The organism is Pseudoalteromonas sp. PAB 2.2 (assembly GCF_001938575.1).
Classification (GTDB): domain Bacteria; phylum Pseudomonadota; class Gammaproteobacteria; order Enterobacterales; family Alteromonadaceae; genus Pseudoalteromonas; species Pseudoalteromonas lipolytica.
This window is the reverse complement of the sequence record NZ_LYPI01000009.1, coordinates 90,233-102,947: the sequence shown is the minus strand read 5'-3', so window position 1 is coordinate 102,947 and position 12,715 is coordinate 90,233. Positions and strand designations below refer to the sequence as shown.

Genomic DNA, 12,715 nt, shown 5'->3' with positions numbered 1-12,715 from the left:
AACAGATTAAAAAAATAAATAATGAAGTACTCAGCACCTATTATCATTTGTCTATTTTCATTTCTTTTACTGCTCTCTTTTAGCAGTCAGGCTGCAGGTAGCGGTTCACAATGGCAGACATTTTTAGACGATTACAATACGTACTTATCTCGAAAATTAAGAAGTAAAGGTATTCCAGGTGGAGCGCTTTCAATTGTCAAAGTCGGAGAAGATGATTTTGTGCGGGGGATAGGCCGCACAAAAATAGACAATGGCCGAAAGGTTGATAAACACACGCGTTTTCGTTTGGCATCCGTATCAAAAACTTTTGCAGGGTCATTAACCTCAAAACTTGCTGCGCAGGGGGAGTTTAATATCGATGATCCTCTGAGTAAGTTTATTCCTGAGTTTTCCAATACCGTTTATAAAGATGATTTAAAAATTTACCATATTTTAAGTCATTCAAGCGGCTTAGTGCCGAATGCGTATGATAATCTGATTGAATCGCGAATGAGTTACCCTGATATCGTCGAGCAACTGCTGAGCGTGCAACCAATATGTAAGCCGGGTGAATGTTACGGTTATCAAAATGTGATGTTTAGCTTAATTGACTCGGTGATTTTAAAGTCGACTCAAATGGACTACACGCATTGGATTTCTGAATATATCTTTGCCCCCCTTAAAATGGTCGATGCGAGTGTGGGTTATGATGGCATGGTCCGCGACGATAATTTTGCTCACCCTCATGTTCGTGGCCGAAAACGGTGGTATACATCTCGGTTAAAGAAAAATTACTACAAGGTTGCAGCTGCCGCAGGGGTTAATGCCAGCGCAAACGATATGGCTATTTGGCTTAACGCGCAGCTAGGTCAATACCCCGAAGTATTGCCTTTAGATGCACTAATCAAACAAACCCGACCGTATACACACACCAAAAAAGAGACGCGTCGAAGAGTGTGGCGCAGTCATGTTAAAGATGCATATTACGGGCTTGGATGGCGGGTATACAACTATGATGATGAAGTACTTTATTATCATAGTGGCTGGGTGCAAGGTTACCGAAGTGATTTAGTGGTGTTTCCTTATTTAAATATTGGTTTTAGCTTAGTACTCAATGCCGAGACAGGATTGATCAACGAATTAACCACCGAATTTATAAATCGGACGCTTAAGTTCGTTAGAGAGGATAAAACGCTTAAGTAATAAAATTTAGTTACAAAAAAGCCAGCGCAGAGCTGGCTTTTAGTTTATTGCATGACTTTGTTGCAATATTAGCCGCGAGGAAGCTGAATTTTTTTCTCTTCGCTTTGGCGATAAAGCACAATTGTATGACCAATTGTTTGTAATTTTTCTGCGCCGGTCTCGCGAACAATTGCATCAAAAATCAATGCTTTAGTCTCACGCTCGTCGGTAGGTACTTTTACTTTGATAAGCTCGTGAATATTAAGTGCGCTTTCGATTTCAACTAAAACGCCTTCTGTTAAACCATTTGCACCAAGTAATACAACCGGTTTTAAACTGTGTGCTTGACCTTTTAAAAACTGCTTTTGTTTGTTCGATAATTTCATGATGTTACAAATTTTGCTGAATATGGCTTGAATTAAGGGTATTCTAACGCCATCTAGAGAATATTACTAATTAGTTACGTATTAATTTTATGGCAAACAAAAAACATTCAGCCAGTTCTAAGCGTTGGTTGAAGGAACATTTCGACGATCCTTATGTTCACGAAGCGCAAAAGAAAGGTTGGCGTTCTCGTGCGGTATTCAAATTAGACGAAATTCAAAATAAAGATAAATTAATTAAACCGGCTATGACAGTGGTTGACTTAGGGGCCGCACCTGGTAGCTGGTCTCAGTATTTAGCCGAAAAAGTAGGTGATAAAGGGCAGGTTATTGCCTGTGATATCTTACCGATGGATTCTTTAGCCGGTGTTGATTTTTTGCAAGGTGACTTCCGTGAAGAAGCTGTGCTTGATGCACTATTAACACGTATTGACGGTAAAAATGTTGATGTCGTTTTTTCTGATATGGCACCGAATATGAGTGGCAATACATCAGTTGATCAAGCTGGTAGTATGTATCTTGTCGAACTTGCGCTCGACATGTGTCATCAAGTTTTGAAGAAAAATGGCGCTTTTTGTGTCAAAGTATTCCAAGGAGAAGGATTTGATCAATACTTACAGGACGTACGTAATAGCTTTAAGGCGGTAAAAATTAGAAAGCCCGATGCTTCGCGTGCCCGTTCTCGGGAAGTTTATATAGTGGCGACAGGCTACAAACTGTAGTACAGTTGTGCTGCGTTAAGTTGAATTTAAATTAATTGGATACAAGAGGTTAACCCCTTGAGCGATATGGCGAAAAATCTAATACTCTGGCTGGTCATTGCAGTTGTGCTAATGTCAGTGTTTCAGAGCTTTAATGGTGGTGATCAAGCAGATCGCCAAACAAGTTACACTCAATTTGTTAGTGACGCACGTAGCGGCGCTATTCAAGAGGTCTCTATTGAAAGCACAACCGGCACCATTACAGGTACCAAAACAAATGGTGAGCGCTTTCAAACTATCATGCCAATGTATGATAAAGACATTTTGAATGATTTATTGAAAAGCAATGTAAATGTTAAAGGTGTTAAGCCTGAAGAACAGTCTTTCCTCGCCAGCATTTTAATCTCTTGGTTCCCAATGTTACTGCTTATTGGTGTGTGGATTTTCTTCATGCGTCAAATGCAAGGCGGTGGCGGCAAAGGGGCGATGTCTTTCGGTAAGAGCAAAGCCCGCCTAATGAGCGAAGATCAAGTTAAAACTACGTTTGCTGATGTTGCCGGGTGTGATGAAGCGAAAGAAGATGTCACAGAGTTAGTGGACTTCTTACGTGACCCATCAAAATTCCAAAAGCTGGGTGGTAGTATCCCTAAAGGCGTACTTATGGTAGGTCCTCCGGGTACGGGTAAAACTCTTTTAGCGAAAGCGGTTGCCGGTGAAGCAAAAGTACCATTTTTTACAATTTCAGGTTCTGATTTCGTAGAAATGTTTGTTGGTGTGGGTGCATCACGTGTCCGTGACATGTTCGAACAAGCGAAAAAAGCAGCCCCGTGTATCATCTTTATCGACGAAATTGATGCGGTAGGCCGTAAACGTGGTGCAGGCATGGGGGGCGGTCACGATGAACGTGAGCAAACTCTAAACCAAATGCTAGTAGAAATGGACGGCTTTGAAGGTAATGAAGGTATTATCGTTATTGCAGCGACAAACCGCCCAGATGTACTTGACCCAGCGTTATTACGACCGGGTCGTTTTGACCGCCAAGTTGTGGTTGGTTTACCTGATATTCGTGGTCGTGAGCAAATCTTGAAAGTGCATATGCGTAAAGTGCCATTAGGCGATAACGTAGAGGCCGCTGTAATTGCACGAGGTACACCTGGTTTCTCAGGTGCTGACCTTGCAAACTTGGTAAATGAAGCGGCGCTATATGCAGCGCGTGGCAACAAGCGTGTTGTTAGCATGGCTGAGTTTGATGCAGCAAAAGATAAAATCATGATGGGCGCAGAGCGTAAGACCATGGTGATGAGCGAGCAAGAAAAAGAGATGACCGCTTATCATGAAGCAGGTCACGCGATTGTGGGCCGTATGGTGCCAGAACACGACCCTGTTTATAAGGTGTCTATTATTCCACGTGGTCGTGCACTAGGTGTTACGATGTACTTGCCTGAACAAGACCGTGTGAGTCACTCTAAAGAGTTACTAGAGTCAATGATTTCTAGTCTTTACGGTGGTCGTATTGCAGAAGCTCTGATTTATGGTGAAGACAAAGTAACCACAGGGGCAAGTAACGATATTGAGCGCGCGACAGACATCGCACGTAAAATGGTTACTCAATGGGGCTTAAGCGAAAAGTTAGGTCCACTGCTGTATGCTGAAGATCAAAACGAGATGTACATGGGTGGCGGTGGAAGCCGTGCCATGAGCATGTCAGATGAAACAGCAAAAGTTATCGATAGCGAAATTCGTTTGTTCTCAGATCGTAATTACCAACGTGCTGAGCAAATCTTAAAAGACAATATTGATATCTTACACGCGATGAAAGATGCATTAATGAAGTACGAAACAATTGATGCAGGTCAGATTGACGATTTAATGGCTCGTCAGCCAGTGCGTGAACCGCGTGACATGCATGACCGTCGTCCAGATGACAAAAAACCAGCTGCCAAGGCTGAACCTGTTGCTGAAGAGTCAAAATCGGATGATTCAGTAAAAAAGGATGAAACAAACCTTGATGACAAAGCTGAATAATCGTTAAAATACGTTTAGCAAAAGCCCCGCTTGCCGGGGCTTTTTTGTAGCGACATAAAAAATCGTTTAGGTGCAGCACCTAAACATTCGCCATGGAAGCAGTATAGGTGATAGATGACCACTGTTAGTTTACCTCGAGGCCGCACTTTACACCTCGATACCCCTGTTGTGATGGGGATCTTAAATGTCACTCCTGACTCTTTTTCAGACGGCGGCAATTATTGCCAACTAGACAGCGCTGTCAAACAAGCTCATACACTCTTAGAACAAGGCGCAAAAATCATTGATATTGGCGGTGAATCGACACGCCCGGGTGCCCCTGACGTTTCATTGGAAGATGAGCTTGACCGTGTTATCCCTCTGGTTAAAGCGCTCAGAAAAACAAGCGACTGTATAATTTCAATTGATACCAGCAAAAGTGAGGTCATGCGTCAGGCTATTTTAGCGGGTGCAGATATCATTAATGATGTTAGGGCATTACAAGAGCCCGGTGCTATTGAAGTATTAGCTGCATACCCTGACGTTGCAATTTGCTTGATGCATATGCAAGGACAACCTCGCACGATGCAAAGTAATCCACAGTATGAGGATTTATTTGCAGATATTAATGACTTTTTTTCCGAGCGTATCGAAGCATGTGAGCAAGCGGGGATTCAGCAACAACGTATTATTTTAGATCCTGGTTTCGGTTTTGGGAAAACGCTCGCGCATAACTACGAAATTCTTAATAGGTTTGACGAGTTTAATCAATTCAATTTACCGGTCCTTGCGGGTTTATCACGCAAATCCATGATTGGTAATTTATTAAATAAAAGCACGAATGAGCGTTTAGCTGGCAGTTTAGCAGGTGCTTTAATTGCTGCCCAAAATGGGGCAAAAATCATTCGTGTGCATGATGTTTCAGAAACTTTAGATGTGTTGACCGTATGGCAAGCATGTAAGAAAGGAATTATAAATGAGTAAAACAAGAAAATATTTTGGCACGGATGGCGTTCGTGGCATGGTGGGCGAATACCCTATTACTCCAGAGTTTGCATTAAAACTTGGTTGGGCAGCTGGACGCGTATTATCAAAAATTGGTACCAAGAAGGTTATTATTGGTAAAGACACGCGTATCTCTGGGTATATGTTAGAAACTTCACTGGAAGCAGGTCTTATTGCTGCAGGCATTGATGTTGTTTTACTTGGCCCTATGCCGACCCCTGCGGTTGCTTATTTAACGCAAACTTTCCGTGCTGAAGCTGGCATCGTTATTAGTGCATCACATAACCCTTATCATGACAATGGGATTAAATTTTTCTCTAGTCGTGGTTTGAAGCTAGCGGATGAAGTTGAGCTTGAAATTGAAGCCATGATGGAAGAGCCAATGACTTGCGTAGCTTCAGATAAATTAGGTAAAGCGCGTCGTTTAGAAACGGCTGATGGCCGTTATATTGAGTTTTGTAAAAGCCAATTCCCTCAAGGTTTATCATTAGAGGGTCTAAAAATCGTATTAGATTGTGCTAATGGCGCAACTTATCATATAGCCCCGTCTGTTATGCGTGAGCTTGGTGCAGAAGTCATTTGTCATGCGTGTGAACCAAATGGTGTCAACATTAACCTTGAATGCGGTGCAACTCACGTTGAAACACTCAAGCGCAAAGTACTTGAGCATGATGCCGATGTTGGTATTGCGTACGACGGTGATGGTGACCGTGTGATGATGGTTGACCACAACGGACGTGTCTTCGATGGTGATGACATTGTTTATATTATTGCATGCCAAGCTGCAAACGACGATATGTTGGGTGGGGGTGTTGTTGGCACGGTCATGTCGAACATGGGGCTTGAAAATGCATTAAAAGCGCGTGGTATTGATTTTGCTCGCAGTAAAGTTGGCGATCGTTATGTCATGGAGCTTTTGCAAGAGAAAGGATGGAAAATCGGAGGCGAAAGCTCAGGCCATGTATTGAATCTTGATTTAATTAGTACTGGTGACGGTATTATTTCGAGTTTGCAGGTGTTAGCTGCCATGGTTGCACAGAATAAAACACTGCAAGACTTAGGTGCTGGCTTTACAAAATACCCGATGAAAATGATCAATGTTCGTTACCCTCAAGGTACGGATCCAACGCAAGCACAAGCTGTTATCGATATTGTGGCACAAATCGAAGAAAAATTAGGTGATACAGGGCGTGTTCTACTTCGCAAATCGGGGACAGAACCTGTTGTTCGCGTAATGGTAGAGGCTGATCAAGAGAAAACAGTACTAGACAGCGCACAAAAAATTGCTGAAATTGTCGAATCTGTGAGCAAACAAACCGAGGGATAACAATAACCTCTTGTAACTTTGGGCAAGTCGAGTTAGTATCTTGCCCGCTTTCTAATGTGGAGTGGAAATATGGCAACACGTAAGCCAATGGTAGCAGGCAATTGGAAAATGAACGGTTCGTTAGAACTTGTTGAACAATTAGCAAACGCTATCAAAAATGTTCAGTCTGATGAACTTGATATTGTGGTGTTTCCACCATTCCCGTTGATAAGTTCGCTGCAACAACAAAATGTTGTTGTCGGTTCGCAAACGGTCTCAGAAAACCAAGCGGGTGCGTTTACGGGTGAAGTAGATGCTCAGCTGATTAAAGACTTAGGCGCAACGTATACCTTAGTAGGGCATTCAGAGCGTCGCAGTATTTATGGTGAATCTGATGCGGTAGTTGCGGATAAATTTGCTCGCGCTCAACACGTTGGTTTAACACCTATCTTATGTGTTGGCGAAAGCGAAGAACAACGTGAAGCGAATGAAACCGAATTAGTGGTTGCAGCACAAATTGATGCTGTAATTAACAAATTAGGTGTAGCAGCACTGAAGAATTCTGTGGTAGCATACGAGCCCGTTTGGGCCATTGGCACAGGTAAGACTGCTTCTCCTGAGCAAGCGCAAGCTGTACATAAATTTATCCGTGAGAAAATTGCTTCTGCGGATAGTGATTTAGCTGAACAGCTAACCATCTTATATGGTGGTAGCGTGAATGAAAAAAATAGCGAATTATTATTTGCACAACCAGATATAGATGGCGGCCTAATAGGCGGCGCAAGTCTAAAAGCAGAATCATTTACTGCTATTTGTGAAAGTGCAAAAGGGACCGTATAAGATGTACGAAATTTTATTAGTAGTTTATTTAATTGTTGCTTTAGCGCTTGTTGGTATGGTTTTAATCCAGCAAGGTAAAGGCGCTGATATGGGTTCATCATTTGGAGCAGGTGCGTCTGCTACAGTGTTTGGTTCATCAGGTGCAGGCAACTTCATGACAAAAACAACAACAATTCTTGCAACGATCTTCTTCGTGTTAAGTATTGTTTTAGGTAACCTGACTGCCGGTCAAATTAAAAAGACGGACGAGTGGGAAAACCTAGAGGCTGCGCCAGCTGTTGAAACTGTTACTCCAGCACAAACTGATGTGCCAGTGACAGAAGAGAAAAGCTCTGACGTACCAAATTAATTAGCGTTGCTAATTATTGTTAAGCGATTTATCTCCTCAGTAAATCAAACAGCTTAACATCATACAGAATTGTATGCGGATGTGGTGGAATTGGTAGACACGCCATCTTGAGGGGGTGGTGGCTTCGGCCGTGGGGGTTCAAGTCCCCCCATCCGCACCAAATTTAAAAAGCCGTGACCTAAAAGTCACGGCTTTTTTCGTTTCGGTATGTTTTTGCACTTTTTTGGTGCTGTTCGCCCTCTGTTAATACTCTACCTCATTGATTTGTAAGATATATATAACTTGGTTCTCTCCTTGCTTGTTATCTTGTGTGTGTTCACCAGAGGATGCCATTATGGCAAGAATGAGTTATTTAAGCGCAATAGAACGATATGAAGAATACCAAGGGCTGATTCAAAATTTATTGCTTTCAATTCTGGCAAGTGTGCATACAGCGCTTGCTCAAAAAAAAGATGTTCAACCCCTCATTAAACAGTATCCCTTTTTAGAGTTGCAGTATTGTTTAGATAAGCAGGGAATTCAGCTAGGTAATAATGTGTGCTTTAAACCCCAGTATAAGAAAGACTTAGCTAATAGAGGGGCAGGGCAAGATTTAAGCGCTCGACCCTACTTTACAGCGATATCAAACTCGACAGAGGCACATTTCACCTCACCTTATGTATCAACGGCCACGAGGCATTTATGTATTTCGGTTATAAAGTCTGTTCAATTCAAAGAAGGCGCTCCGTGTTACGTCGTTATTGATGTGTGCCTCACCGAACTTATCGAGTTCATCATGGGGGATACGAAACGAGCGAATATGACGGCTTACTTTAAAGTAGGGTATGGGCTTATTGTCGCTTGCTTATTTTGCTTGGTATTTTATTTATTATTTAAAGTATTCGAGGGCATGTTTTCTTTGGTTACGAGCGAGCAGGCACATTCAGATCCTCTAAAGCCCTTTACGATTATTATCTTTGTTACCTTAGCCCTTGCTATTTTCGACCTAGGAAAAACGATTTTAGAAGAAGAGATTTTAATGCACAAAGATATCTTTCGTCACAGTTCAACACGTCGCACTATTACCCGTTTTATCTCAACCATTCTTATTGCAGTGTCAATAGAGGCGTTACTTACGATGTTTAAAGCCGCTTTGGGTCAAACAGAATACGTGATGCCTGCGGTATTGATGATGTTTGCGGTGGTGGGGTTATTAATCGCATTGGCTATTTATGTCTATTTAGGTGCGAAAGCCGAAGGCATATTAACCCAAGTTCAGCGTGCTAAGATTAATACCTCTTTACAATAATCAGACAGCGTAAAACACATAACTTAAAGCAATACCGTCACAGGGCGTATGAGCCCTATGACGGTCGTTTTTATAACGAACCACCTACACCAATGCTTGGGTTAACATAAACAGGGCCCACTTTAAATGGGGCGTTTACATTAAGGCTTGCATAAGGTGAACATGCATTTAATAGAATAGCTGCTGCGGCTACTGTGATGACTTTAATTAAACGCTTTTTCATTTTATTTCCTCTTGAATGACCAGACCTGCACCCGCTGGGTCTCTAATAATAGCAACACTTCCTTTGCGAACGGTTTCATTTGGTGCCATTAATATAACCCCGCCTGCAGCCGTTACTTTAAGTAATGTTGCATCAACATCGGCGACTTTAATGTAGTTAACCCATGTGTTACCGATTTCAGCATCGGGCTTTTTAACAAAGCCAATGGCGGGTTTATCCTCGACAGCGAGGTAGCTGTAATTGAGCTGTTGAAGTGATTTTTCCTTAGAAGAGTAATTGCCGAGGCGTTGGTAAAAAGCTTTGCTTTGTATTGGGTCATCACTCCATACTTCTTGCCAAATCCACCCATTGTCATGTGTGCTCACTGTGGGGTCGCCGTTCACAGTATTAATTAATGAAAATACAGCGCCTTGAGGGTCTTCTAATACGGCAATTGTGCCTCGCCCTTTGATTTCAGTGCTTTTTACTAATACTTTACCGCCTGCAGCAAGTGTTTTATTCGTGGCATCAGTTATATCTTGGCTACTGATAAGGCTTAACCAGAGGCTTGCATTTTGTGTGTTATCTAACTGTGCCATGCCTGCAATTAATTTACCGTCGAGTTTAGCGAAAGTGTAGCTGTCATTTACCTGTTCAAATTGCCAGCCAAACACCTTGCCATAAAAAGCTTTAGACTCCGCTAAATTTGGCGTAATCAAGTCATGCCACACCACATGGCCCGTGTTTTTTGTACCAGAGTCACTAATAGCGGGGAGTTCATTGGAGGTAAGTTGGCAGCCCGCGAGGGACACCGTCGATACAGCAACAATAATCGCAGCGCGTAATGGGGATAGTAATTTCAAAGTATGCTCCTTGCAAAATAGGGTCAAGTAACAGCATAGACTATTTTTTGTTTATTATTCAATCAAAAACAGTGCACTTTAATATTTTCTAAAGGAACTATGATAATGCGCATAGCGTGGTGATTATTTAGACGGAAAGTGGGTTACTCTTTGAAATTCTGCAATTATTTTTCTTTAAAAATTGGGTTTGTGTGAAAAAGTTATCCAATTTGTCATACATATTATGCATTTAGTTTATAAAAAATAATAAAATATAAAATAATTATACGTATTTTCACAAAATTGACATATAATGTCCCTCCAGAGGAAAGATGCTTATACCTAAGCGTCTTTTTTTATGCCTGCGATTTACAGGTAAAAATACACACACGGTATCCTTTGGAGTTTTAATTGAAATTACGTCATTTCTCACAATTAAGTGTGGCTGTTGTAGCTGCCTTATCTTCATCAGCTTTCGCTGAGCAAGAAAAAACCACCGCGAAACAAGATGCATTCGAAAAAATAGAAGTCACAGCTCGCAAACGCACAGAAAGTATTTTTGAGTCGCCAACAGCGGTTACTTCAATCGGTGAAAACCTGATTGATAAAGCCAATATGAGCAACTTAGAAGATATTGGTAAATACGTGCCTAATTTAAATATTACCCGTTATGGTGTGGGTAATGCAGCGCATGCCTCTGTGTTTATTCGCGGTATTGGTTTACAAGATCACGTGATCACCACAGATCCTGGCGTAGGCGTATACTTAGATGGTGTCTACCTTGGGCGTCAAATGGGCTCAAACTTATCACTCCCGAATGTAGAGCGTGTTGAGGTGTTGCGAGGCCCACAAGGTACTTTATATGGCCGTAATACACTTGGTGGTGCAGTTAACATTATTACTAAACAACCTGGTGACGAAGGGATTGTAACGACAACGGCTAAAGTTGGAAGTCGCAATCGTTTATCGGGTGATGTTTATTTTAATAACAGCCTTACAGACACTGTCAGCATGTCGGCCAGTGTGTCGTACAAACAACGTGATGGAGTCGGTGAGGCAATTAACCTTGTTAATCCAGCAAACGAAATTGGTGAAGAGCAAGAGCTAAGTGGTCGTATGGCGTTGAAATGGCAAGCTAACAGCGACTTATCTTTTGTTTTCTCTGTTGATGGCGTCGACAACGAATCAGGTCAATCACCTTACACAATCGAGTTAACGGCACCGTTGGACGCAAATGATCTATTTAATGGTGATTTTCCACTTTTAACTGAAGACATGCTACCAAGTAATCCAGATGATTTAGCAACGACTGTCGCAGGAATCGAATCAACGGCTTACTCAGGCTGGGGGACATCATTATCAGCACATTGGGACATTAATAATACTTACACGACTAAATTTATCACCAGTTACCGCAGCTCAGAATATGAAGGCGGCCTTGATGATGATGCCGTGGCACTTAATTTATCTGAATTCCCAGAAGAGGGTGGTGCCGATCAGTATTCTTTCGAAATCCAGTTAAACGGTAGCTACGATAATATGGATTTTGTGTCTGGTTTGTATTTCTTTAATGAAGATGGATTTACAAGCTCAGGGCCTTTTGTATTTAGCCCATTCAACACGCCAGACGGATTATTGAATGATGGTACAACGGCTTCATTTGGTAATTATGGTTATTTTGATATTAACCAAGAAACAAATTCATACGCAGCGTATATCAACGCAAGTTACGATTTAAGTGACGACTTAACAGTAGGCGGTGGTCTTCGTTATTCAAAAGACAAAAAAGAAGCCGATGCACAATTTCCAAGCTTTGCAACGCGTAAATACGTAAGTGCTGACTTTGATGCGGTAACATGGGACGTAAACGCGTCTTACCAGCTCAGCAATAACATGAACCTGTATGGGCAAATTCAAAAAGGCTATCAAACAGGTGGCTTTCCGCCACGTCCATTTGGTGGTCCTGATCAATTTGTCTCATTTGATGAAACAAAAGCGATTAACTATGAGCTAGGCCTTAAAGGTCAAGTGCATGAAGATATTTCTATGATGCTTGCTGTTTTTGTCACAGATTATACCGATTTAGCACTTCCATTCTCTGATCCAACAGCCGGGGGTGGTTTTGTAACGATTGTTGAAAATGCTGGCGAGTCAAAAGCACAAGGTATCGAGCTTGAAACAACGATAGCATTTACGGATGACTTTACACTGCGTAGTGCGATTGGCTACTTAGATTCAGAGATCACCGAGGTTGACGAAGGAGTGCAAGGCATTGGTAAAGGTGACTCACCTGCATTAACTCCGCGCTGGACTGTTATGCTTGCCCCATCGTACTTTGTTGACTTAAGCAACGGTGGTACGGTGGCGATTAACGCAAACTATTCGTACCGCAGTGACATGCAAGGCCAATCAGTTTACAACCAAAGTGAACATTTTGAATCGCGTGAACTTGTTGGGTTTAACATTTCTTATTTAAACCCTAATGGCGACTTTGAAGTGACGCTATACGGTGAAAACGTATTGAATGAAGTTTACGATGTTGGTCGTTTACAGCAGTCAGGTTTTGTTGGTGTTATGCGCAGTAATGACCGCAGTGAATTTGGCTTAAAGTTCAAAAAAGAATTTGAGCTTTAA

12 protein-coding genes and 1 tRNA gene are annotated in these 12,715 nt (G+C 41.9%); 10 read left to right on the top strand and 3 right to left on the bottom strand.

Annotated features, from left to right (window positions below; all coding sequences use genetic code 11):
• Positions 1-21: 21 nt before the first annotated feature.
• A complete protein-coding gene (locus BWD47_RS07235; protein ID WP_036967213.1) occupies positions 22-1,182 on the top strand; it encodes a serine hydrolase in 1,161 nt (386 codons plus the stop codon).
• A 68-nt stretch (positions 1,183-1,250) separates the two neighbouring features.
• Here BWD47_RS07235 and yhbY read toward each other — a convergent pair whose 3' ends face one another.
• On the bottom strand, positions 1,251-1,547 hold the full coding sequence (gene yhbY, locus BWD47_RS07230) for a ribosome assembly RNA-binding protein YhbY (RefSeq protein WP_036967216.1): 297 nt from the start codon (positions 1,545-1,547) through the stop codon (positions 1,251-1,253).
• An 89-nt stretch (positions 1,548-1,636) separates the two neighbouring features.
• Between yhbY and rlmE the strand changes: the two genes are divergently transcribed.
• The 8 genes from rlmE to BWD47_RS07190 all read left to right on the top strand — a co-directional run bounded on the left by rlmE (position 1,637) and on the right by BWD47_RS07190 (position 9,037).
• Positions 1,637-2,266, top strand: a complete 630-nt coding sequence (gene rlmE, locus BWD47_RS07225; protein ID WP_036967218.1) for a 23S rRNA (uridine(2552)-2'-O)-methyltransferase RlmE — start codon at positions 1,637-1,639, stop codon at positions 2,264-2,266.
• Positions 2,267-2,323: 57 nt separating this feature from the next.
• Positions 2,324-4,270, top strand: coding sequence for an ATP-dependent zinc metalloprotease FtsH (ftsH, locus tag BWD47_RS07220; RefSeq protein WP_176714535.1), 1,947 nt, complete (start codon positions 2,324-2,326; stop codon positions 4,268-4,270).
• Positions 4,271-4,384: 114 nt separating this feature from the next.
• Positions 4,385-5,233, top strand: a complete 849-nt coding sequence (folP, locus tag BWD47_RS07215; protein ID WP_075593714.1) for a dihydropteroate synthase — start codon at positions 4,385-4,387, stop codon at positions 5,231-5,233.
• Positions 5,226-6,581, top strand: coding sequence for a phosphoglucosamine mutase (glmM, locus tag BWD47_RS07210; RefSeq protein ID WP_036967223.1), 1,356 nt, complete (start codon positions 5,226-5,228; stop codon positions 6,579-6,581). Before folP ends, glmM begins: the two co-directional genes overlap by 8 nt.
• A 69-nt stretch (positions 6,582-6,650) precedes the next feature.
• Positions 6,651-7,400, top strand: a complete 750-nt coding sequence (tpiA, locus tag BWD47_RS07205) for a triose-phosphate isomerase (RefSeq protein WP_036967226.1) — start codon at positions 6,651-6,653, stop codon at positions 7,398-7,400.
• A gap of 1 nt (position 7,401) precedes the next feature.
• Positions 7,402-7,749, top strand: a complete 348-nt coding sequence (gene secG / locus BWD47_RS07200; RefSeq protein ID WP_036967228.1) for a preprotein translocase subunit SecG — start codon at positions 7,402-7,404, stop codon at positions 7,747-7,749.
• A 75-nt stretch (positions 7,750-7,824) separates the two neighbouring features.
• Positions 7,825-7,909: transfer RNA gene (locus tag BWD47_RS07195), tRNA-Leu, on the top strand.
• A 174-nt stretch (positions 7,910-8,083) separates the two neighbouring features.
• Positions 8,084-9,037, top strand: a complete 954-nt coding sequence (locus BWD47_RS07190; protein ID WP_065978100.1) for a general glycosylation pathway protein — start codon at positions 8,084-8,086, stop codon at positions 9,035-9,037.
• Between the two features lie 70 nt (positions 9,038-9,107).
• On the opposite strand, the gene BWD47_RS20115 is transcribed toward BWD47_RS07190, so the two are convergent.
• Together BWD47_RS20115 and BWD47_RS07185 are read right to left on the bottom strand one after the other, a co-directional pair.
• On the bottom strand, positions 9,108-9,260 hold the full coding sequence (locus BWD47_RS20115) for a hypothetical protein (protein WP_178387086.1): 153 nt from the start codon (positions 9,258-9,260) through the stop codon (positions 9,108-9,110).
• Entirely contained in the window at positions 9,257-10,102 is an 846-nt protein-coding gene (locus tag BWD47_RS07185) for a VOC family protein (protein ID WP_065978099.1), read from the bottom strand. Before BWD47_RS07185 ends, BWD47_RS20115 begins: the two co-directional genes overlap by 4 nt.
• Before the next feature lie 390 nt (positions 10,103-10,492).
• On the opposite strand from BWD47_RS07185, the gene BWD47_RS07180 reads away from it, so the two are divergent.
• Positions 10,493-12,715, top strand: a complete 2,223-nt coding sequence (locus BWD47_RS07180; RefSeq protein ID WP_075593713.1) for a TonB-dependent receptor — start codon at positions 10,493-10,495, stop codon at positions 12,713-12,715.

Coding starts and splice junctions, on each gene's coding strand:
- BWD47_RS07235 (WP_036967213.1), top strand. CDS start 22: ATGAAGTACTCAGCACCTATTATCATTTGTCTATTTTCATTTCTTTTA.
- tpiA (WP_036967226.1), top strand. CDS start 6,651: ATGGCAACACGTAAGCCAATGGTAGCAGGCAATTGGAAAATGAACGGT.
- glmM (WP_036967223.1), top strand. CDS start 5,226: ATGAGTAAAACAAGAAAATATTTTGGCACGGATGGCGTTCGTGGCATG.
- secG (WP_036967228.1), top strand. CDS start 7,402: ATGTACGAAATTTTATTAGTAGTTTATTTAATTGTTGCTTTAGCGCTT.
- rlmE (WP_036967218.1), top strand. CDS start 1,637: ATGGCAAACAAAAAACATTCAGCCAGTTCTAAGCGTTGGTTGAAGGAA.
- folP (WP_075593714.1), top strand. CDS start 4,385: ATGACCACTGTTAGTTTACCTCGAGGCCGCACTTTACACCTCGATACC.
- BWD47_RS07190 (WP_065978100.1), top strand. CDS start 8,084: ATGGCAAGAATGAGTTATTTAAGCGCAATAGAACGATATGAAGAATAC.
- yhbY (WP_036967216.1), bottom strand. CDS start 1,547: ATGAAATTATCGAACAAACAAAAGCAGTTTTTAAAAGGTCAAGCACAC.
- BWD47_RS20115 (WP_178387086.1), bottom strand. CDS start 9,260: ATGAAAAAGCGTTTAATTAAAGTCATCACAGTAGCCGCAGCAGCTATT.